The 21923-nt window shown below is 65.7% G+C and carries 16 protein-coding genes; 8 read left to right on the plus strand and 8 right to left on the minus strand.

Annotated elements, in window-relative coordinates; translation table 11 throughout:
- Positions 1 to 112 precede the first annotated feature (112 nt).
- Positions 113 to 511 (minus strand): MAPEG family protein, encoded by a 399-nt coding sequence (locus ACVWW6_RS11765; RefSeq protein WP_011090478.1) that lies wholly within the window; start codon positions 509 to 511, stop codon positions 113 to 115.
- A gap of 82 nt (positions 512 to 593) precedes the next feature.
- On the opposite strand from ACVWW6_RS11765, the gene hemH reads away from it, so the two are divergent.
- The 4 genes from hemH (at position 594) to ACVWW6_RS11785 (ending at position 4374) form a co-directional block, all read left to right on the plus strand.
- Positions 594 to 1631: a ferrochelatase gene (gene hemH, locus ACVWW6_RS11770; RefSeq protein WP_011090477.1), complete on the plus strand. Its 1038-nt coding sequence runs from the start codon at positions 594 to 596 to the stop codon at positions 1629 to 1631.
- 26 nt (positions 1632 to 1657) lie between these two features.
- Positions 1658 to 2635 carry an ABC transporter substrate-binding protein gene (locus ACVWW6_RS11775; protein WP_456683150.1) on the plus strand — a complete coding sequence of 326 codons (978 nt, stop codon included), beginning with the start codon at positions 1658 to 1660 and terminating at the stop codon, positions 2633 to 2635.
- A gap of 230 nt (positions 2636 to 2865) precedes the next feature.
- On the plus strand, positions 2866 to 3870 hold the full coding sequence (locus ACVWW6_RS11780; protein ID WP_028173854.1) for an SPFH domain-containing protein: 1005 nt from the start codon (positions 2866 to 2868) through the stop codon (positions 3868 to 3870).
- A gap of 60 nt (positions 3871 to 3930) precedes the next feature.
- Positions 3931 to 4374: an NfeD family protein gene (locus tag ACVWW6_RS11785; protein WP_011090474.1), complete on the plus strand. Its 444-nt coding sequence runs from the start codon at positions 3931 to 3933 to the stop codon at positions 4372 to 4374.
- A gap of 183 nt (positions 4375 to 4557) precedes the next feature.
- Here the strand turns inward: ACVWW6_RS11785 and ACVWW6_RS11790 are convergent, their stop codons facing one another.
- Positions 4558 to 4884, minus strand: a complete 327-nt coding sequence (locus tag ACVWW6_RS11790) for a winged helix-turn-helix transcriptional regulator (protein ID WP_161536814.1) — start codon at positions 4882 to 4884, stop codon at positions 4558 to 4560.
- Between the two features lie 72 nt (positions 4885 to 4956).
- Here ACVWW6_RS11790 and ACVWW6_RS11795 point away from each other — a divergent pair, with 72 nt between their 5' ends.
- Entirely contained in the window at positions 4957 to 5508 is a 552-nt protein-coding gene (locus ACVWW6_RS11795) for a carboxymuconolactone decarboxylase family protein (protein WP_456680772.1), read from the plus strand.
- Between the two features lie 97 nt (positions 5509 to 5605).
- Here the strand turns inward: ACVWW6_RS11795 and ACVWW6_RS11800 are convergent, their stop codons facing one another.
- Positions 5606 to 6613: a KpsF/GutQ family sugar-phosphate isomerase gene (locus ACVWW6_RS11800; protein ID WP_304548748.1), complete on the minus strand. Its 1008-nt coding sequence runs from the start codon at positions 6611 to 6613 to the stop codon at positions 5606 to 5608.
- Positions 6614 to 6804: 191 nt separating this feature from the next.
- On the opposite strand from ACVWW6_RS11800, the gene ACVWW6_RS11805 reads away from it, so the two are divergent.
- Entirely contained in the window at positions 6805 to 8547 is a 1743-nt protein-coding gene (locus ACVWW6_RS11805) for an outer membrane beta-barrel protein (RefSeq protein ID WP_456680773.1), read from the plus strand.
- 177 nt (positions 8548 to 8724) lie between these two features.
- On the opposite strand, the gene ACVWW6_RS11810 is transcribed toward ACVWW6_RS11805, so the two are convergent.
- Together ACVWW6_RS11810 and gltB are read right to left on the minus strand one after the other, a co-directional pair.
- Positions 8725 to 10176: a glutamate synthase subunit beta gene (locus ACVWW6_RS11810; protein ID WP_060908837.1), complete on the minus strand. Its 1452-nt coding sequence runs from the start codon at positions 10174 to 10176 to the stop codon at positions 8725 to 8727.
- Between the two features lie 141 nt (positions 10177 to 10317).
- A complete protein-coding gene (gene gltB / locus ACVWW6_RS11815) occupies positions 10318 to 15051 on the minus strand; it encodes a glutamate synthase large subunit (protein WP_456680774.1) in 4734 nt (1577 codons plus the stop codon).
- A 490-nt stretch (positions 15052 to 15541) separates the two neighbouring features.
- Between gltB and ACVWW6_RS11820 the strand changes: the two genes are divergently transcribed.
- Positions 15542 to 16324, plus strand: a complete 783-nt coding sequence (locus ACVWW6_RS11820; protein ID WP_456680775.1) for a hypothetical protein — start codon at positions 15542 to 15544, stop codon at positions 16322 to 16324.
- 133 nt (positions 16325 to 16457) lie between these two features.
- Here ACVWW6_RS11820 and ACVWW6_RS11825 read toward each other — a convergent pair whose 3' ends face one another.
- Together ACVWW6_RS11825 and ACVWW6_RS11830 are read right to left on the minus strand one after the other, a co-directional pair.
- The gene (locus ACVWW6_RS11825; RefSeq protein ID WP_028173862.1) at positions 16458 to 17228 is read right to left on the minus strand and encodes an alpha/beta fold hydrolase; all 771 of its coding nucleotides are present in this window, start codon (positions 17226 to 17228) and stop codon (positions 16458 to 16460) included.
- Positions 17229 to 17381: 153 nt separating this feature from the next.
- Positions 17382 to 17852, minus strand: coding sequence for an Hsp20 family protein (locus ACVWW6_RS11830; protein ID WP_028173863.1), 471 nt, complete (start codon positions 17850 to 17852; stop codon positions 17382 to 17384).
- Between the two features lie 207 nt (positions 17853 to 18059).
- Here ACVWW6_RS11830 and ACVWW6_RS11835 point away from each other — a divergent pair, with 207 nt between their 5' ends.
- Positions 18060 to 19007, plus strand: a complete 948-nt coding sequence (locus tag ACVWW6_RS11835) for an alpha/beta fold hydrolase (RefSeq protein WP_011090464.1) — start codon at positions 18060 to 18062, stop codon at positions 19005 to 19007.
- 87 nt (positions 19008 to 19094) lie between these two features.
- Here ACVWW6_RS11835 and ACVWW6_RS11840 read toward each other — a convergent pair whose 3' ends face one another.
- A complete protein-coding gene (locus ACVWW6_RS11840; RefSeq protein ID WP_456680776.1) occupies positions 19095 to 21893 on the minus strand; it encodes a di-heme-cytochrome C peroxidase in 2799 nt (932 codons plus the stop codon).
- Positions 21894 to 21923: the final 30 nt, after the last annotated feature.

The following is a 21923-nucleotide window of genomic DNA, read 5'->3' on the forward strand; positions in this document are numbered from 1 at the left end:
CTCCATCCGGGCTACGATCAACTATCACCGTCGTCCTTCGAGGCTCACCCCACGGTGCTTCGCACCGCGGGGCTCGCACCTCAGGATGACGGGTTGAAGGGCGCGCGCCCCCTCACACCGGCAAGAACCGCTTCAGCATCGGCATGAAGAAGATCACGAGATTGATCGCAAAGCCGATGCTCCAGAGGATCGAGCGCAGCGTCGGGCGGTTGCCGAGATAGGTCAGCACGTAGGCGATCCGCACGATCAGGAACAGCACCGCGAGCTCGTCGATCAGCCGCTGCGGCGAGTCCCTGAATTCGGCGAGCAGCACCGCGAAGGCGAAGAACGGAAAGGTCTCGATGCCGTTCTGGTGGGCGCCGAGCGCGCGCTGCGCGATGGCGTCCTCATAGAAGGCGGGATCGCGCGGCCGGGAATTGTCGAACCCGCGAAACCGGATCCATTTGATCGAGGCGATCGTCGCAAGGTAGAGCAGCAGCGCTCCGAATACGCACCATTCCGCGAGTGTCATCTTCCCTCCCCCGCTTGGGTGCGACCCTAGCGAAACCGGGCTCATCTTGACAAGTTCGGTGCAACGCGCGACGCAACTGATCATGTCGACCGCCGCTCCCAACGAGACCACACAGCCAACCGTCCAGTCCGGCCAGAAGCGGGTCGGCGTGCTCCTAGTCAATCTCGGCACGCCCGATACGGCCGATGCGCCGGGGGTGCGGGTCTATCTCAAGGAATTCCTCTCGGACGCCCGGGTCATCGAGGACCAGGGCCTGGTCTGGAAGGTGGTGCTGAACGGGATCATCCTGCGCAGCCGTCCCCGCACCAAGGCGCTCGACTACCAGAAGATCTGGAACAACGAGAAGAACGAGTCGCCACTGAAGACCATCACGCGGTCGCAAAGCGACAAGCTCGCCGCCGCGCTGTCGGATCGCGATCATGTCGTGGTGGACTGGGCGATGCGCTACGGCAATCCCTCGATCAAGTCGGGCATCGACGCGCTGATCGCGGAGGGATGCGACCGCATCCTCGCGGTCCCGCTTTATCCGCAATATTCCGCCTCGACCTCGGCGACCGTCTGCGACGAGGTGTTCCGCGTGCTCGCCCGCCTGCGTGCGCAGCCGACGCTGCGGGTGACGCCGCCGTACTACGAGGACGAGGCCTATATCGAGGCGCTCGCCGTCTCGATCGAGACGCATCTGGCAACCCTGCCGTTCAAGCCGGAGCTGATCGTCGCCTCCTTCCACGGCATGCCGAAATCCTATGTCGACAAGGGCGATCCCTATCAGGAGCATTGCATCGCCACGACCGAGGCGCTGCGCCGCCGGCTCGGCGTGGACGCATCAAAATTGCTGCTGACCTTCCAGTCGCGCTTCGGCAATGACGAGTGGCTCCAGCCCTACACCGACAAGACGATGGAGCGGCTCGCGAAAGAGGGCGTGCGCCGCATCGCGGTGGTGACGCCGGGTTTTGCCGCCGACTGCCTGGAGACGCTGGAGGAGATCGCGCAGGAGAATGCCGAGATATTCAAGCACAATGGCGGCGAGCAGTTTTCCGCGATCCCCTGCCTCAACGACAGCGAACCCGGCATGGACGTGATCCGCACCCTGGTGCTGCGCGAGCTCCAGGGCTGGATATAGTGAGCCTGGATCTGATGATTCGCCCCTTGAACCGCCGCGCGTGTCTGGCGCTTCTTGGGACGATCGTCGTGCTGCCGGCTTCGGCACAGGCGCAGCAGGCGAATGCGACGCGGCGGCTCGGCGTGCTCTCGGTCACGGCCGCCGACGATGCGATCGGGCAGACGCGCAGCGCCATCCTGGTCGAGGCGCTCGCCGCCCACGGCTGGAAGGAGCACGGCAATCTCAGGATCGACTGGCGCAGCGGCGCCGGCGACCGGGCGCGGATCGCCGGGCTCGCCGACGAGCTGATCGCGCTCAAGCCCGACATCCTGCTCGCGGTCGGCACGCCCTCGGTCGAAGAGCTGCGCCGGCGCACCGCGAAGATCCCGATCGTGTTCGCCGTGGTCACCGATCCCGTCAGCCAGGGCTTCGTCCAGAACCTCGCCCATCCCGGCGGCAACATTACCGGCTTCACCGATTACGACGGCCCGCTGGCCGGCAAATGGCTGGAGATGCTGACGCAAGTGACGCCGAAAGTGTCCCGCGTCTTCGTCGTCTACAATCCCGCCACCGCGCCGTTCGCTGCCCTCATGCTGCGCACGATCGAGGACGCCGCACGGACGCTTCACGTGACGGTCGAGCCCGCGCCGGTCCACGACGCAGCCTCGATCGCGGCGCTGGCCTTCCGCAAAGACGGCGGCCTGCTGATCCTGCCGGATTTCTTCACCATGGCCAACCGCGCGCATCTGCTCGCGGCGGTCGCCGAGGCGCGCGTGCCTGCGGTGTTCTGGAGCCGCACCTTCGTCGACGAGGGCGGGCTGATGTCCTACAGCACCGACAGCGCCGAGCAGCTCCGCCGTGCCGCGGGCTACATCGATCGCATCCTGAAGGGCGCGCAGGCAGCCGACCTGCCGGTGCAGAACCCCACCAAGTTCGAGCTCGCGGTCAACCTCAAGGCCGCCAAGGCGCTTGGCGTCACCATTCCCCCAGGCTTGCTCGCAACCGCGAACGACGTCATCGAATAAAGTCGTCCGTGACGGACGACATGTCCGGATTCGTTAACTTTCGCCGCTAGGTCTGCGCCCGGACGCTTTCAAGAGCCTTTCGGAAATACATATCGTGACCGTTTCCCCCCGAGTTCGTCTTGTGCAGAATCGTCCGAATGCCGACGTGAATCGTAACCGCTGAACCAGTAAGGTCGCGTTCCCGACCAATGACAGCGCGGGAAAGGGCTTTTTCCCGCCTTGGAGGAAATATGAGCGGTTTCGACATTTTCGCGATTGTTCTGGTTTTGCTCGTCATCGTCACGCTGATTGCCGGCGTGAAGACGGTCCCGCAGGGCTATGACTGGACCATCGAGCGGTTCGGCAAGTACACCCAGACGCTGAGCCCCGGGCTCAACCTGATCGTGCCCTATTTCGATCGCGTCGGACGCAAGATCAACATGATGGAGCAGGTGATCGACATTCCCGAGCAGGAGGTGATCACCAAGGACAACGCCACCGTGACGGTGGACGGCGTCGCCTTCTACCAGGTGTTCGACGCCGCCAAGGCGAGCTACGAGGTCTCCAACCTGACCCAGGCCATCACGGTCCTGACCATGACCAACATCCGCTCGGTGATGGGCGCGATGGATCTCGACCAGGTGCTGTCGCATCGCGACGAGATCAACGAGCGCCTGTTGCGCGTCGTCGATGCGGCGGTCTCGCCCTGGGGCCTGAAGGTCAACCGCATCGAGATCAAGGACATCGTGCCGCCCGCCGATCTCGTCGAGGCGATGGGCCGCCAGATGAAGGCGGAGCGCGTCAAGCGCGCCGACATTCTGGCCGCCGAAGGCCAGCGGCAGTCGGAGATCCTGCGCGCGGAAGGCGCCAAGCAGGGCCAGATTCTCCAGGCCGAGGGCCGCAAGGAAGCCGCGTTCCGCGACGCCGAGGCCCGCGAGCGGTCCGCGGAGGCCGAGGCCAAGGCGACGCAGATGGTCAGTGAAGCCATCGCCAAGGGCGACGTCGCGGCGTTGAACTATTTTATCGCCGACAAATATATCAAGGCGTTCGGCCAGTTCGCGGACTCGCCGAACCAGAAGATCATCATGCTGCCGATCGAAGCCACCAGCATGCTCGGCTCGCTCGCCGGCATCGGCGAGATCGCGAAGGCCACGTTCGGCGAGAGCGCGGCGTCCGCGGCTGCCGCCGCTCGCCGCCCGGGCTCAGTGCCTCCGACCGGCAGTCCGCCGCCGGCGGTGCCGCCGCGGCAGGGATAGTCACCGGCGTATGACGCGGTTCTTTTGAAAACGGCATGCGTCAATATTCAGAGGCGTATCATGACCGACACGTTCGTATCGCTCGGCACCTGGAACTGGCTGATCTTTGCCTTCATCCTGATGGCGTTGGAGACGATCGCACCGGGCGTATTCCTGTTCTGGCTCGGGCTCGCCGCTTTGCTGGTGGGCCTGATCTCGTTCGCCGTTCATCTGTCCTGGCAGACTCAGCTCGTGATGTTCGCGATCTTCGCTGCCGCCGCCGTGCCGGTGTGGCGCCGGCTCGCCCGGCCGAGGCCCGATGCAAGCGCAAGCCCCTTCCTCAACAAGCGCACCGAGGCGCTGCTCGGCCGTGAGTTCACGCTGGAGAAGCCGATCGTCGACGGCAACGGCACCATGCGCATCGGCGACACGGTCTGGCGCGTCGCAGGTCCCGATACGCCAGCCGGGACGCGCGTGAAGGTGGTGCAGGTGGACGGCGTGAATCTGACGGTAGCGGTGGCGTAGTTTTCTCTTCCCCTCTCCCCTTGTGGGAGAGGGGGCTCGCCGCGTAGCGGCGAGACGGGTGAGGGGTCTCCCTCCTCCAACGCAGCGCTGAGTTTGCGGAGAAAACCCCTCATCCGGCGCTTCGCGCCACCTTCTCCCACAAGGGGAGAAGGAAGATTGGAGCGCGCGGCAGATGTTCCGATTCTACTTCCTCCACCTCTCCGCGAACCTGTGCAGCGGCATGAACGTCTCGCACAAGTCCCGCCCGAGCGGCGTCAGCCCATAGCCTCCGCCTTCGCCGAGCTCCACGAACCCCGCCTCGCGCAAATCGTCCAGCCGCGCTTGCAGCACCGTGGGCGAAGCCTCGTCGCACGCCGTGCGCAATGCGCGGGAGGTGAGGGGCTCCTCGCGCAACTCCCACAGGATACGCAAGGTCCAGCGCCGGCCGAGCAGGTCGAGCAGCGCCATGATCGGCCGTCCGGTGCGCGAGCCGCGGACGTTGCGTGTTGTCGAACCGGCCTGTTTCGCCATCGTCGTCCTCTTGCGTCGCGCTACAGATAGTGTAACGTATCGCTACGATAATTGTAGCAACGGAGACGGCCGATGTCCCGGGCCACACCGCGCATTGCGCCGCTCGCGCCGCCTTATCCCCCGGAGATCCAGGCGCAGTTCGACCGCATCATGCGCGGCGCGCCGCCGCTGGTGCTGTTCCGGGTGATGGCGGGTCACGGCCGCGCCTGGGACAAGTTTCGCGCCGGCGGGCTGCTCGATCCCGGGCCGCTGTCCCTGCGCCAGCGCGAGATCGTGATCGACCGCACCTGCGCGCTGAGCAAATGCGAATACGAATGGGGCGTGCATGTCGCGGTCTTTGCCGGGCCGGCGCGCCTCACCGAGGACGAGGTCCGCGCCACCGCAGAGGGCGATGCGACGTCGCCGTGCTGGTCCCCGGCCGAGCAGGCGCTGATTGCCGCCGTCGATGCGCTGCATCACCGCGCGACGTTCACCGACGCGGAATTCGCGGCGCTCGCGGCGCATTACGACGAGGCGCAGATTTTGGAGATCATGCTGCTGTGCGGCTTCTATCGCACGGTGTCGTATCTGGCGAACGGCTTGCGGCTGCCGCTGGAGGAGAAGGCGGCGCAGTTTCCGGCGTAGCCCTCGCTGTCATTCCGGGGCACGCGAAGCGTGAACCCGGAATCTCGAGATTCCGGGTTCGATGCTTCGCATCGCCCCGGAATGACTGTGCCTGAAGCTACGCCACGCCCGCGCGCAGCAGATCGTGCAAATGCACGATGCCCACGACCTTGCCCGCCTCGGTCACCAGCAGCGTCGTGATCTTGCGGGTGTTCAGCACCTCGATCATCTCGGTGGCGAGCATCGAGGGCGGCACGGACTTGGGCTGCCTGGTCATGATGTCGTCGACCGACACTGTCAGCAGGTCTGGACGCATGTGGCGGCGCAGATCGCCGTCGGTGATGATGCCGACGGCCTCATTCGCGTCGTTGACGATGCAGACGCAGCCCAGTCCCTTGGCCGACATCTCGACCACGGCCTCCGACATCTTGGTGCCTTCAGGCTTGACCGGGATCTCCGCGCCGGTGCGCATGTAGTCGCGGACGAATTTCAGCATCGCGCCGAGCTTGCCGCCGGGGTGGAAATGCGCGAACTCGAGCGCGGTGAAGCCGCGGCCTTCGAGCAGCGCGATCGCGAGCGCATCGCCGATCGCGGCCTGCATCAGGGTCGAGGTGGTCGGCGCCAGATTGTGCGGGCAGGCCTCGCGCGCCTTCGGCAGCTCGATCACGAGGTCGGCGGCCTGTCCCAGCGAGGACGCCGCGTTCGACGTCACCGCGATCATCGGAATCGCAAAGCGCGCCGAATAGTTCACGACGTTCTTCATCTCGGGCTGCTCGCCGGACCAGGACAGCGCCATGATGACGTCGTCCGCGGTGATCATGCCGAGATCGCCATGGCCGGCTTCGGCGGCGTGCACGAAGAACGCGGGCGTGCCGGTCGAGGCCAGCGTCGCGGCGATCTTGCGCCCCATATGACCTGACTTGCCGAGCCCGGTGACGATGACGCGACCCTTGGCCTGCCGGATCATGTCGACCGCCTTGGCGAAGGTCGCACCCAGCGGGCCGCGCAGGGCGGCGGCGAGCGCGTTGATGCCGCCGCTCTCCGTCTCCAGGGTGCGGAGCGCGGATTCGACGCTAGCGGGAATGGGGCCGGATGATTGGGTCATCAGCGGTTTCGAACTCGGCATGTTCAGGTCCAGGGAGGAGGGGCGATGGCCCGTTGGTGCCTGCTTAGCACGCCTCGGCGTATGAGGCGACGCGGCCGCCCCGACCCTCAACGGGTCATTAACCATAATTGTTTTAACTCCATTAACGATGGTTTCTGCCAGCCGGCGGGAACCATCGCGAAAGTATTTGATTTCGTTGGGGTAATTCCATCGTGGGGTCGTCTCCAGGCATGGGCCGGAGCAGACGCGCGCATTTCCTGCGCGCGGCTTTGCCGTGTCTTGCGCTGACGGCCCTGCAAAGCGGCCCAGTCGCCGCCCAGAGCCTCACGCCCGACCTGTTCAATCCCAACCGCGGCGGCTTCGCCGCGCCCGACACGCTGCCGACGCGCCGCACGGCGGGCGTGCCGCAGGCGCCATCGGACGCGCTGCCGGCGCTGCCCGATCCCAATGCCGACCCGCGCAAGCGCCAGCAGACGCCGGCGACCTCGCGCGTCGGCCAGGTGCCGACCTACGGCCTGCCGGCCGCCAACGGCGCCAGCGGCTCGGGTTACGACTCGCTCAACCGCAAGCGGCAGCAGCCCAAGCTCTATCCCGGGCAGCCGAAGCCGAAGCGCCCGGTCGGGCCCGGCTCGCCGGTGCCGCCGGCAACGCCGGACAGGACGCTCGGCCCGCCGCGCATCGCGCCGCCGCCGTCGGAGACCGCGCACAAGGTGCCGGTGCCGCCGGCGATGGCCGGCAACGTGCCCGGCCAGCCGCTGCGCCGTCGCCTCAAGGCCGATGACGACGCGTTCAGCGCGGTCGGCGACTATGCCGGCAGCTTCCTGATCAAGGGCGGGCTCGAGCTCTCCGCCGGCTATGACACCAACCCGGCGCGTCTGAACAAGCCGGTCGGCTCGCCGGTCTACGTCGTCGCGCCCGACCTCCTCGTGGCGTCCGACTGGGAGCGCCACGCGCTGGTCGCCGATTTGCGCGGCTCGTTCTCGGGCTACACCAACAACATGCCGGCGACGATCGACGGCTTCGCTTCGCCCTCGCCGGTCGAGATCGACCGGCCCGATTTCACCGGTCATGTCGACGGCCGCATCGACGTCGACCGCGATCTCAAGCTGACCTCGCAGCTGCGCCTGCGGCTCGCCACCGACAATCCCGGCAGCCCGAACGTGCAGGCCGGCCTTCAGAAATATCCTGTCTATGCGACCTATGGCACGACCATCGGTTTCGACCAGACCTTCAACCGCTTCCAGGTCGCCGCCGGCGCCACCGTCGATCGCACCGCCTACACGGATTCAAAGCTCACCGACGGCTCGACCTTCAGCAACAACGATCGCGACTTCAACCAGTATGGCGGCGTCGGGCGCTTCTCCTACGAGCTCAAGCCGGGCCTGAAGCCGTTCGTCGAGATCCAGGGCGACACCCGCGTGCACGACCAGGCCGCCGACCGCAACGGCTATTTCCGCGATTCAAACGGCGGTTATGCCAAGGTCGGCTCGTCCTTTGAGTTCTCGCGCATCCTCACGGGCGAGGTCTCGGTCGGCTATTCTGCGCGCAACTATGTCGACCCGCGCCTCAGTCAGCTCTCGGGCTTCCTCACCTCGGGCTCGCTGATCTGGAACGCGAGCGGCCTGACCACGGTGAAATTCGCCACCGACACGCAGATCGCGGAGACCACGGTCCCCGGCTCCTCCGGCGTGCTGGTGCACACCTACGGGGTCGAAGTCGATCACGACTTCCGCCGCTGGCTCACGGCCGTCGGCAAGTTCACCTACGGCACCTACGACTACCAGAACCAGGGTCGTAACGACAAAACCTACTCGCTCGAAGGCAACCTGATCTACAAGCTCAACCGCAACATCTGGATCAAGGGCACCCTGCGCCACGACATCCTGGACTCGAACCAGCCGACCTCGAGCTCGCAGGGCACGGTGGTGATGCTGGGGGTGAGGCTGCAGAATTGACGCCTGTCGGCACGAGTCTGGAGTGAGATGAGGCGCGAGAGCGCGGCTCTCTCCGCTCGTCATTCCGGGGCGCGCCATTTGGCGCGAACCCGGAATCCATCGGGCGTCAGGGGGCGTGGATAAATGGATTCCGGGCTCGCGCTTCGCGCGCCCCGGAATGACCGGCGAGCGGCGAACCTACCGCGGCAGATCCGTCTTCCCCATCAGGAACGTATCAATCGATCGGGCGCACAGCCGGCCCTCGCGGATGGCCCAGACCACCAGCGATTGCCCACGCCGCATGTCGCCGGCGGTGAACACGTTCGGGCGCGAGGTCTGGTAGTCGAGCGTGTTGGCCTTGACGTTGCCGCGCGGGTCGAGCTCGACCGAGAGCAGCTTGAGCAGGCCCTCATGCACGGGGTGGACGAAGCCCATGGCGAGCAGGACGAGCTCGGCATCCAGCTCGAACTCGGTGCCGGCAATCGGCTTGAACTTGTCGTCGACGCGGACGCAGTGCAGCTTCTTGACCTGGCCGTTCTCGCCGGAAAACTTCTGGGTCAGCACGGCGAATTCGCGGATCGCGCCTTCGGCCTGGCTGGAGGAGGTGCGCATCTTCAGCGGCCAGTTCGGCCAGGTCAGGCCCTTGTTCTCGCGCTCGGGCGGGGCGGGCATGATCTCGAGCTGGGTCACGGACAGCGCGCCCTGGCGCAGCGAGGTGCCGATGCAGTCCGAGCCGGTGTCGCCGCCGCCGATGACGACGACATGCTTGCCGCTGGCCAAAATCTCGGTGACGCCGTTCAGCGGCTCCTCGGAGACGCGGCGATTCTGCTGCGGCAGGAAGTCCATGGCGTAGTGGATGCCTTGGAGATCGCGGCCGGGGATCGGCAGGTCGCGCGGGGCTTCCGCGCCGCCGGTCAGCGCCACGGCGTCATACTCGTTGAGCATCTCGCGCGGATCGACATTGCCGTCAGCGCCGACATGGCTGTTGTAGTGGAAGGTGACGCCTTCGCCTTCCATCTGCTTGACGCGGCGGTCGATGATGCCCTTCTCCATCTTGAAGTCGGGGATGCCGTAACGGAGCAAGCCGCCGGCCTTGGCGAACTTCTCGAACAGGTGCACGTCGTGGCCGGCGCGCGCGAGCTGCTGCGCGCAGGCCATGCCGGCGGGTCCAGAGCCGATCACTGCGACCTTCTTGCCGGTCTTGACGGAGGCGACTTCCGGCTTCAGCCAGCCATTGTCCCAGGCGCGGTCGACGATCGCGCATTCGATCGTCTTGATGGTGACCGGGTTGTCGTCGATGTTGAGCGTGCAGGACGCTTCGCACGGCGCGGGGCAGATGCGCCCGGTGAACTCCGGGAAATTGTTGGTCGAGTGCAGGTTGCGCGAGGCCTCTTCCCAGTTGCCCTGATAGACGAGGTCGTTGAAATCGGGGATCTGGTTGTTGACCGGGCAGCCCGGCGTGCCGGGCGCGACCGAGCCTGTGCCGTGGCAATAGGGAATGCCGCAGTTCATACAGCGCGCGGCCTGGTCGCGCGTTTCCCTCTCGGTCAAGGGAACGACGAACTCGTGAAAATGCTTCACGCGCTCGGCGACCGGGGTGTACTTGCGGTCGTGCCGTTCGATTTCCAGAAAACCCGTGATCTTGCCCATTAAACCCGAAGTCCCTGCCGCTTAGGTTTGTTTGCCGTCGTTCCGGGATGCGCGCGCCGCGCGCAGACCCGGAACCTGGAGGTTGGTTTGCGAGATTCCGGGTTCGCGCTTTGCGCGCCCCGGAATGACGCGAGTTGAGAATTACGCCCCGATCGCGATCTTCGGCTCGGCGTCCGCGTTGGCCGCCATTTCGCGCAGCGCACGCCGGTACTCGACCGGCATCACCTTGCGGAATTTTGGCAGCCAGTCCTTCCAATTGGCAAGGATGTCGGCGGCGCGCTTGGAGCCGGTCGCTTTCGCATGGCGCGTGATCAGGACGTGCAGCCGCTCGACGTCGGAGTCGAGTAGGCCCTTGAACACGTCGACCCGGCCATGCGCCTCGAGGTCACCGGTGTGATTGTAGGTGCCGGCGTTGATCAGCTCCTCCGACAGGACCGGTTCGAGTTCGACCATGCTGAGGTTGCACAGCTTGTCGAAGTCGCCGGTCTCGTCGAGCACGTAGGCGATGCCGCCCGACATGCCGGCCGCGAAGTTGCGCCCGGTCTTGCCGAGCACGACCACGATGCCGCCGGTCATGTATTCGCAGCAATGATCGCCCGCGCCCTCGACCACGGCGATCGCGCCCGAGTTGCGCACGGCGAAGCGCTCGCCGGCGATGCCGCGGAAGTAGCACTCGCCCTGGATCGCGCCGTACATCACGGTGTTGCCGACGATGATGCTTTCTTCCGGCACGATCGCGGAGTTCTTCGGCGGCTTGACGATGATCTTGCCGCCCGAGAGGCCCTTGCCGACATAGTCGTTGCCTTCACCCTCGAGCTCGAAGGTGACGCCATGGGCGAGCCACGCGCCGAAGGCCTGGCCGGCAGTGCCCTTGAGGCTGACATGGATGGTGTCATGCGGCAGGCCGGCATGGCCGTAGATCTTGGCGACCGCGCCCGACAGCATGGCGCCGGCGGAACGGTTGGTGCTGTTGATCGTAGCGTCGATCTTCACCGGCGCGCCGCGGTCGAGTGCGGGCGTCGCCTGCTCGATCAGCGTGCGGTCGAGCACGGCTTCCAGATGATGGTTCTGGCGCTCGGAGTGATAGATCTTCTGGCCCTTCTCTTCCTTCTGCTTGACGAACAGCTTGGAGAAGTCGAGCCCCTTGGCCTTCCAGTGCGCGACCAGCTTGGTCTGGTCGAGCAGCTGAACCTGGCCGATCATCTCGTTGAAGGTGCGGAAGCCGAGCGAGGCCATGATCTCGCGGACCTCTTCCGCAACGAAGAAGAAGTAGTTGATCACGTGCTCGGGCTGGCCGGTGAAGCGCTTGCGCAGGACCGGGTCCTGGGTCGCGACGCCGACCGGGCAGGTGTTGAGATGGCACTTGCGCATCATGATGCAGCCGGCAGCGATCAGCGGCGCGGTGGCGAAGCCGAACTCGTCGGCGCCGAGCAGCGCGCCGATCACGACGTCACGGCCGGTGCGGAAGCCGCCATCGACCTGGACCACGATGCGGCTGCGCAGCCGCTCGCGCACCAGCGTCTGGTGGGTTTCGGCAAGGCCGATTTCCCACGGCGAGCCGGCGTGCTTGATCGAGGTCAGGGGCGAAGCACCGGTGCCGCCCTCGAAGCCCGCGATGGTGACATGGTCGGCGCGCGCCTTGGCGACGCCCGCGGCGACCGTGCCGACACCGATCTCGGAGACGAGCTTGACCGAGACGTCGCCCGTCGGGTTGACGTTCTTGAGGTCGTAGATGAGCTGCGCCAGGTCCTCGATCGAGTAGATGTCGTGATGCGGCGGCGGCGAGATCAGGCCGACGCCCGGCGTCGAGTGCCGGACCTTGGCGATGGTCGCGTCGACCTTGTGGCCGGGCAGCTGGCCGCCTTCGCCGGGCTTGGCACCCTGCGCCATCTTGATCTGCATCATGTCGGAGTTGACGAGATACTCCGTGGTGACGCCGAAGCGGCCCGAGGCGACCTGCTTGATCGCCGAGCGCATGGAATCGCCGTTCGGCAGCGGCTTGAAGCGGTCGGCTTCCTCGCCGCCTTCACCGGTGTTCGACTTGCCGCCGATCCGGTTCATGGCGATCGCGAGCGTGGTGTGCGCCTCGCGCGAGATCGAGCCGAAGCTCATCGCGCCGGTGGCAAAACGCTTGACGATGTCCTTGGCCGGCTCGACCTGGTCGAGCGGCACCGGCTTGCGCTTCTCTTCCTCGGCGCTCTTGATCCGGAACAGGCCGCGCAGCGTCAGCAGGCGCTCCGACTGCTCGTTCAGGATCTTGGCGAAGGCGCGATAGCGCTCCAGCGAATTGCCGCGCGCAGCGTGCTGAAGCAGCCCGACCGACTCGGCGGTCCAGGCATGGTCCTCGCCGCGGCTGCGATAGGCATATTCGCCGCCGACGTCGAGCGAGGTCCTGTAGACCAGCGCCTCGCCGAACGCGTCGGCATGGCGGCGCACGGCTTCTTCCGCGATCTCGGCCAGGCCCACGCCTTCGACGCGGGTATGCGTGCCGGCGAAGAACTTTCCGACAAAGTCCGCCTTGAGGCCGACCGCGTCGAAGATCTGCGCGCCGCAATAGGACTGGTAGGTCGAGATGCCCATCTTGGACATCACCTTCAAAAGACCCTTGCCGATCGACTTGATGTAGCGCTTGACGATCTCGTAGTCGTCGAGCGAGCCGGGCAGGCGGTCCTTCATCGCGATGATGGTCTCGAACGCGAGGTAGGGATTGATCGCTTCGGCACCGTAGCCGGCAAGGCAGGCGAAGTGATGCACTTCGCGCGGCTCACCGGATTCGACGACAAGGCCGACCGAGGTGCGCAGTCCGACGCGGATCAGATGATGATGCACGGCAGCGCAGGCCAGCAGTGCCGGGATCGGGACCCGGTCGGTGCCGACCATGCGGTCGGACAGGATGATGATGTTGACGCCCTCGCGCACCGCGCTTTCGGCGCGCGCGCAGAGCTCGTCCAGCACCTGGTCCATGCCGGCTGCGCCGAGCCCGGCGTGGAAGGTGGTGTCCAGCGTGCGCGACTTGAAGTGGGTGTCGGCCACGTCGGTGATCGAGCGGATCTTCTCGAGATCCGCGTCGGTCAGGATCGGCTGGCGCACTTCGAGGCGCTTGGTGGTGGCCATGCCCTGCAGGTCGAACAGGTTCGGCCGCGGTCCGATGATCGAGACGAGGCTCATCACCAGCTCTTCGCGGATCGGGTCGATCGGCGGGTTGGTGACCTGCGCGAAGTTCTGCTTGAAGTAGGTGAACAGCGGCTTGGCCTTGTCCGACAGCGCCGAGATCGGCGTGTCGTTGCCCATCGAGCCCGCGGCTTCCTCGCCCGTCGCCGCCATCGGCGTCATCAGGATGGTGATGTCTTCCTGGCTGTAGCCGAACGCCTGCTGGCGATCGAGCAGCGACAGGTTGGAGCGCACGCCGGTGGTCGGAACCTTCGGCAGCTCTTCCAGCACGATCTGGGTCCGCTCCAGCCACTCCTTGTAGGGATGGCTCTTGGCGAGCTCGGCCTTGATCTCGTCGTCGGGGATCAGGCGGCCCTGCTCGAGGTCGACCAGCAGCATCTTGCCGGGCTGGAGCCGCCACTTGGTGATGATCTGGTCCTCGGGGATCGTCAGCACGCCCATCTCGGACGCCATCACGATGCGGTCGTCCTTGGTCACGAGATAGCGCGCCGGCCGCAACCCGTTGCGGTCCAGCGTGGCGCCGATCTGGCGGCCGTCGGTGAAGGCGATCGCGGCGGGGCCGTCCCACGGCTCCATCAGCGCGGCGTGATATTCGTAGAAGGCGCGGCGCTTCTCATCCATCAGCGGATTGCCGGCCCACGCCTCCGGGATCATCATCATGACGGCGTGCGGCAGCGAGTAGCCGCCCTGCACCAGGAATTCGAGCGCGTTGTCGAAGCAGGCGGTGTCGGACTGGCCTTCATAGGAGATCGGCCAGAGCCGGTTGATGTCCTTGCCGTAAAGCTCCGAGCTCACCGAAGCCTGGCGCGCCGCCATCCAGTTGGTGTTGCCGCGCAGCGTGTTGATCTCGCCGTTATGCGCGATCATGCGGTAGGGATGCGCCAGCGACCAGGCCGGGAAGGTGTTGGTCGAGAAGCGCTGATGCACCAGCGCCAGCGCACTCTCGAAGTCCGCCTCGTGCAGGTCGGGATAGTACTTGCCGAGCTGGTCGGCGAGGAACATGCCCTTGTAGATCACGGTGCGGCAGGACATCGAGCAGGGGTAATAGCCCGCAAGGCCGCGGTCGCGGCGCTGGTAGATCGCCTGCGAGATCGACTTGCGCAGGATGTAGAGCCGGCGCTCGAAATCGTCCTCGGTCTTGGCGGTGCCGTTGCGGCCGATGAACACCTGCATGCAGGCGGGCTCGGTCGGCTTCACGGTGACGCCGAGCGAGGAATTGTCGGTCGGCACGTCGCGCCAGCCGAGCAGGGTCAGGCCCTCTTCCTTGATCTGGTCGGCGATGATGCTCTTGATGACGTTGCGCCAGGCGGTGTCGCGCGGCATGAACAGCGCGCCGATGGCGTATTCGCCGGGCTGCGGCAGCGTGAAGCCGAGCTCCTTGGCCTTGCGGCTGAAGAAGGCGTGCGGGATCTGCACCAGGATGCCGGCACCGTCACCGGCGCGCGGATCGGCGCCGACAGCGCCGCGATGCTCGAGGTTGCAGAGGATGCTCAGCGCGTCCGAGACGATCTTGTGCGACTTCTTGCCCTTGATGTTGGCGATGAAGCCGACGCCGCAGGAATCCTTTTCCAGGCTCGGATCGTAGAGGCCTTCGGCGGGCGGGCGCGAATTGTGTTCCTGAATCGGATCGGTCGTTTTCGACGCGACCGTCGCCGACAGTTCTTCTGCCACGATGTTTGCGCGCTCGAATTGCGACCCGTTCATGTCCTCGTCCTCTCCATGCGGCAAGCTGTCTCACCGCCATCTTCGGCGCACCTTGGGCGTTCCGCGGCACCCGCCTCTGGGTCACCGCTCGTCCGCTGCGAGCCGCATTTTCTTAAATTCAGGCCAAGGCGTTCTACGTCCCCGTGAACGGCTTTGCCTGTTGCCTTCTTGGTGCTCGGAAGCACCGACTTTCGTTGCAATCCCTATGCCGGAACCGCAAGCAAAATTGAGACAGCTTTCCTGTCCTAACCATCACCTTGCCAAATTTTTGTCTATCACACAAGCGCGCGAAAGTCCCGATTCCCGATCTGTCAATCAATCGCTTTCCGAAAGTTGCGCAGCCCCGGTTTTGAAGCAAACGCGCCCTGATCCGGCCCTGTGGACGCCGAAATCCCGAATGAAGCTTCGGATCGACCCTTCGGAAGGCGCGCCACGCCGCAAGAAGCGAAAGAGCGCGATCCATCCGGGGGCTGACAGGAGCGTGTCGACCATGAAGTTTTTCACAGGATGTGTGGCCGCCGCCGCGCTGGCGCTGGCTGTGACCGCGGCAGAGGCGCAAGTTCCGGCGAACGGTATTGCGGGAGGGGCTGCGATCGCGGTGTCGGATTTCGACGGGCCCTATGCGCCGCCGGACGCCGCGCCGCCTCCGCCGCCGCGGTATGGCTATGGCTACGAGGAGCGCGGCCCGGCGCCGGCGCTGCTGCCGGCCACCGAGGTCTATGCGGTGCTGCGCGACAACGGCTTCTCGCCGCTCGGCATCCCGCGGCTGCGCGGCAGCGTCTACACCATCTCGGTGATCGACCGCCGCGGCGACGACGGCCGGCTCGTGATCGACGCCCGCGACGGCCGGATCATCCGCTTCATGCCCGCCGCCGATGCCTACGGCATGGCACCGGCCTATGAGCAGCCCACGGTCGCGCCCTACGGCCCGCAAAGCGCGCTGCCGCCGCCGACCGTGGTCCGCAGCGGCCCGCCGCGCCCGCCGGCCTCGATCCCGCATGTCGCAAGGCGCACGGTGCCGCTGCCCAAGGCGGCTCCGCAGCGCGGCGAGACGCCGGTCGCGGCAGCGAAGCCGGCCGAGCCTGCGGTACAGCAGGCCCAGGCGCCGCAAGCTCAAGCACCGCAGGCACAGCCCGCGCAGCAGACCGCTGCCGTGCAGGCCAAGCCCGCCGAGGCCGCGCCGCAGGCCGCTGCGCCGACAGTGGGTCAGACGAAGCCCGCCGCGACGATTCTGCCGACGCAGGACATGCCGGCCGCGCAGGGACTGGATTAGCGCGCAGTTCGTTTGGCGCGACGGCGCTCACGACATTTTCGGTGTCGTCCTGGCTTTCGCCAGGACGATGTTGGAGCAAAGATAAAAGGCGTCTGAGATTTCAGGCGCCTTTTTGCATCGTGAGAATCGCCGATCAGCTCCGCGGATACCCCGCAGCTTCCAGGATCAGATTCGCCACGTCCTTCGGATGCGACACCAGCGAGAGGTGGCCGGCATCGAGCTCGATCGTCGTTGCGTTCATGCGCTTGGCGAGGAAGCGCTCGAAATCCGGATTGATGGTGTCGTCGTTCTTCGACACCGCGTACCAGCTCGGCTTGGCGTGCCATGCAGCTTCCGTGGTGCGGCCGGCGAAGATCGAGGCCGCGGTCGGCCATTGCACGGCATAGAGCTCCTTGGCCCGTTCCGGCTTCACGCCATTGGCGAAATATTTCAGGAAGGCGTCTTCCGAGAGCTTGGTGTAGCCGTCGCGCTCGATGATGCCGGCGCGCACCGGGCCGGTCGGGAATTGCTTCGACAGCGCGACGAAATCCTCGTTGGCATCGGGCGCGCGTGCGGCGACATAGACGAGGCTGGTGACCTTCGGGTCGGTGCCGACCTGGCTGATCACGGTGCCGCCCCAGGAATGCGCGACCAGCACGGTCGGCCCGTCCTGCTCGGCCAGCGCGCGCTTGGTCGCCTCGACCGAGTCCGCAAGCGACGACAGCGGATTCTGCACGGCGGTCACGTGAAGGCCGGCGGCCTGGAGGATCGGGATCACCTCGGACCAGCTCGATCCGTCGGCCCAGGCGCCGTGCACCAGCACGACGTTCTTGGCCTTCGCGGTTTGCGGGGTTTGTGCGTGAGCGAGGCTGAGGGGAGCCGCCAGCAGGCTCGCGGCGACGAAAAGGCTGCGCCAAAGTGTCATGATCGTTCTCCGTCTTGTTTTGGGTTCGATGCCCAAAGGACGGAGGAAGAGGCCGCGCTGTTACGAGGCTCACCAGTCTGTGATGCGGTGCAAACGAAAAAAACGCCCCGGGGCACCGGGGCGTTTTCGCAACCTGGAAGTGGCGTGCGTGTTTTACGCGGCGACTTGCGCGGCCGAGTTCTCGATCACCTGCGCCTTGGGCGCGCCGGCGTTGATCGCGATCTGGCGCGGCTTCTTGGCTTCGGGAATCTCGCGGACGAGATCGACGTGAAGCAGCCCGTTCTCGAGCGAGGCGTCCTTCACCTGCACGAAATCGGCAAGCTGGAAGGCGCGCTCGAAGGCACGCGCGGCGATGCCGCGGTAAATCACTTCGGACTTCGAGTTCTCGTTTGCGACTTTCTCGCCCTTGATCGTCAGCGTGTTTTCCTTCGCGACGATGGAGAGCTCATCCTTGGCAAAGCCCGAGACCGCAACGGTGATGCGGTAGGCGTTCTCGCCGGTGCGCTCGATGTTGTAGGGGGGATAACCGGGGCTGCCGTCCGAACCGGCCTGGTCGAGCAGGTTGAAGAGGCGGTCGAAGCCGACGGTGGAACGATAGAAGGGGGTGAGATCGTAGGTACGCATGGTCAAGTCCTCCATTGAGCGACTGTTTGGTAACCCGCCCGCCAATCGGGCCGGGCTTTAGTCTGTGTGCAGCCTGATGTTCCGGTTCCGAAACACTGGTAGCGGCCTGCACCATGGTGATATGGGTTCAAGGGAACGGCGTTCAAGAGGGCGGCAACTTGCGCCTTTTCGGCGCTCCCGCCCTTGATTTTCAGCATTTCTCGCCCAATGACGCTGATCTCGATTCCGTCCAATCCCGTTCCCGAAGACGTCGTCAGCGGCACCATCAAGACACCCGATGGCGCCGAGCTGCGCTTTGCGCGCTGGGCGCCGCCGGCGAACCGCAAGGGCACGGTCTGCGTCTTCACCGGACGCAGCGAGCAGATCGAGAAATATTTCGAGACCGTGCGCGACCTGCGCGACCGCGGCTTTGCGGTGGCGATGATCGACTGGCGCGGGCAGGGCCACTCCTCGCGCCGCCTGCGCGATCCGCGCAAGGGCTATGTGCGCGACTTCGCCGATTTCGAAATCGACGTCGAGACCTTCGTGCAGCAGGTGGTGCTGCCGGATTGCCCGCCGCCCTTCTTCGCGCTCGCCCACTCCATGGGCGGTACGGTGTTGCTGCGCGTTGCGCATGCGGGCAAGCGCTGGTTCGACCGCATGGTGCTGTCGGCGCCGATGATCGACCTGCCAGGCCGCACCACCTCGTTTCCGTCGCGGGCGCTTCTGAAGACGATGCGCCTGATGGGGATGGGCGGCCGCTATGTTCCCGGCGGCAGCGACCGCATCACCGGGCTCGATCCCTTCATCAACAATCCCCTGACCAGCGATCCCGTGCGTTATGCGCGCAACGCCGCGATCCTGGAGGAGGATCCGACGCTCGGGCTGGCGTCACCGACGGTCGCCTGGGCCGATAGCGCCTTCCGCGCCATGCACACCTTCAAGGGCATGAACTACCCCTCCGAGATCCGCCAGCCGATCCTGATGCTGGCGGCCTCCAGCGACACCGTGGTTTCGACCGCCGCGATCGAGGAGTTCGCCTACCATTTGCGCGCCGGCTCCCATCTCGTGATCGCCGGCTCGAAGCACGAGATCCTCCAGGAGCAGGACCGCTACCGCTCCCAGTTCTGGGCCGCCTTCGACGCCTTCGTGCCGGGCACGCCGCTGTTCAAGTGAGCGGCAGTGACGGTGCGCTCCCTCGCCCCGCTCTTGTCCGCTGAAGCTTCAACGAAGGCGGATGCAGGGAGAGGTGAAAGGACCGCGCTACAGCGTCTTCAGATACTCGATCAGGTCCTTTCGCTCTTCTTCTTCCAGCAGGCGGCCGACGACGCCGTCCTTGTGCGGCGGCCCCTTGCCCTCGAACGAATGGCCGAGATTGCTGTTGCCGTTGATCTCGGTGCCGTCGGGCCAGGTGGTCGAGAACTGCGTTTCTCCGGTCTTGCAGCGCTCGCCCTCGACGACGGCGAAGCCGACCAGCTTCGGATCGTAGTCGCGCTGGCCCATGCAGAATTTCTTGGGTCGCTCGGCAGCAGGCCGCAGCATCCAGTCCAGCGAGGGCACTGAGCCGTTGTGGAGATAAGGCGCGGTGGCCCACACCCCGTTCAGCGGGCGCGCGCGATACCAGGGACCGGGCTCCTTGGGATCCGGCGGCTGCGGCCCGGGATTGGGACAATTGGCGCGGGCGCCCCACCAGCGCTTCTGCGCGTCGGGCGGGATTTGAGCGTCATTCATCGCCTTTCGGCTGACGATGTCGACGATCGCCATCAGCCCAACCGAATAGGGCATTTCAGTCGAGGTCGCCTCCGGCAGGTTGGTGCATTTCCATTGGTCGCCGAGGATGCGTGTCGGATTCAGATCGAGGAAGCCCGGCACCGAGACCGTCCGCTTCTCCAGGACTCTGGCCTGGGCGGAATCCGTCCCCATGCCCGTGACGCTCTTCTGGATCGGGTTGAGCACCATCTCGTCGCCGATGCGCTCCCAGCGCGACGACGACCACACGCTCTCCTGCGGAAACTCCTTGTCGAACTCGGGATCGTTGACGGGACCGAGGTGGCACTCCACGCAGATCTTTGCGTAGAGCTTGCGGCCGCTCTTGACGCGGTCCGGATTGATCTTCCAGTCGTCGCCGAGAATCTGCGAAGGCCATCTCGGCGAGGTCAGTCCGCCGAGCTTCTTCTGCGCGTAGGGATTGGGGCCCGCCAGCAGACTCTCGATCCAGTGCAGGTTGGTGACATCGGCCGAGGACCGGTAGAGCCTGTCCTTGGGATAGGCGTCGGACAGGTTGAGCAGCGCCGTCACGCCGAGCGCCTCGCCGGCATTGCGGATCAGCGGCTGCTCGATCGAGGCATCGTACTGCGCGAATTTGAGCCACGGCACGGTCCAGATCGGAGGGAAGCTGACCGGCGCGTCCTGGGCATGCAGGTTCTTCTCGAATCCCTTGACCCCGCTCAGCGCGAAATCCTGGGAGAACACCTGGTTGCCGATGCGATTGAGCGCATCGAGACGGCCGAAGCCTTCTTCCGTGTCCTTTTGCTGCTTGCCGTCCCAGGTCTTCTTGCCGGCGATCGTCTTGTCGTAACCCTTTTGCCAGTCGAGCAGGAATGTGAGGGTCGCCTTGAGGCTCTGCTTGAGCGCATTGCGGTCGGCGTCGCTCGCATCGGGGCCGAGTACGCGGTCGGCGAACCGCTTGAAGCGGAACGGCACGTAGAGCGTGTAGGCGATCGAGAGCCCGGTCACGCTCTCGAGCTTCTTCAGGTCGGTCATGGCCGGGCCGCCGTCGAAGCGCACGTCCACGCCCTTGTAGCGCACGTGCCCGGTGTGGCAGGCGGCGCAGGTCAGCCCGATCTTGTCTTCCTCGCGGCGGCCGGTCGCGGGATCGACGACGCCCGTCATCCGCGCGAAGCCGACCGGCAGGCCGTCGACATTCTCGACCTGCGACCAATCGGTCGACAGGCTCTTCGGCTGCGTCGTGTCGTAGACATTGGCGTAGCCGAAGCTCCGCAGCGTGGTTGCGTCGGTCTTGATGGATTGCGGGCTCTGGATGAAGCCGAAGCGCTCGAGATAGGCGCTGTCCTTCACCATGCCGGGGCGTGAGAACAGGCGAAGACGCGGCTGCTCCAGCGCCATGAACCAGGTGTAGGGAACCGGAAAGGTCGCGGTGCCCTGGCTGGTGTGGTGGAACCAGTGCCGGTCCTCCAGCGACCAGTTCTGCTCGAGCCAGAAGGCCGCCGTCGTCTCCGGGAGTTTTGGCAAGGGCGGCGGCAGCAGCTGTGCGAGGACTCCCTTCTGGGGCAGCATGGCGCGGACCTGGTCGGGGAATTCGGCGACCGCCACGAGCGCGACAAGAGCCGTCGCGAACAGGAACGCTATGATCCCGAGAGCCCAGCGAAACCTGAGCGCGCAGGATGACAGCAGCGACTGCGATAAAATCCGCTGGTTGATGCGGTCGGGGAATTGGCGCGCGTTCAGCAGCGTGCGCACGTCGGCGACGCTGAGATAGCGATCCTCCTTACCCGTGCCCTTGCCCATGATCTTCAGCAGGACGGGCCATTCGAACTGCATCAGCACGGGGTAGTACCAGCGCACGGCGCTGCCTGCGCGCTTGAGGTTCTCGCGCATGAAGGTCTTGATTTCCGCAGCGTTGAGGCCGGGCTCGCTGCTGCCGGTGTCCGGATCGGTGTAGGTCCGGCCGAAGCTCTGGAGCCGCGCGATCTCGTCCTCGTTGACCTTGCCGTCGACGCCGAGGACGCGCGAGCCGGCGCCGCGCTTGTCCAGAGGGCCACCGCGCAGTTCGTCGAGCTGCGGGCCCGACCGGATGCTTTTCAGGATGTGGCTAAATCCGTTGGCGATGAGCGCAACGCCGCGGACCTGGATCCGGGCCCAGCTCTTCATCAGCCCCGTCTCGCCGCTCGCATTCGCGATGGTCTGCGACAGCGTGTTGAGCGGGACGGTCCCGCCGTCGACGAAGCCTTCGCCGACGAGGCCGCGCAGGAATGGACAGGGATTGTTCGGCGAGACCCCGATCGAGGGGTCGAAGGGGGGCTTCGAGGCGGGGTGATGCATGGCCCAATTCCTGAAAACGGCGAATCGTGA

This window comes from Bradyrhizobium sp. USDA 3311, assembly GCF_054062495.1.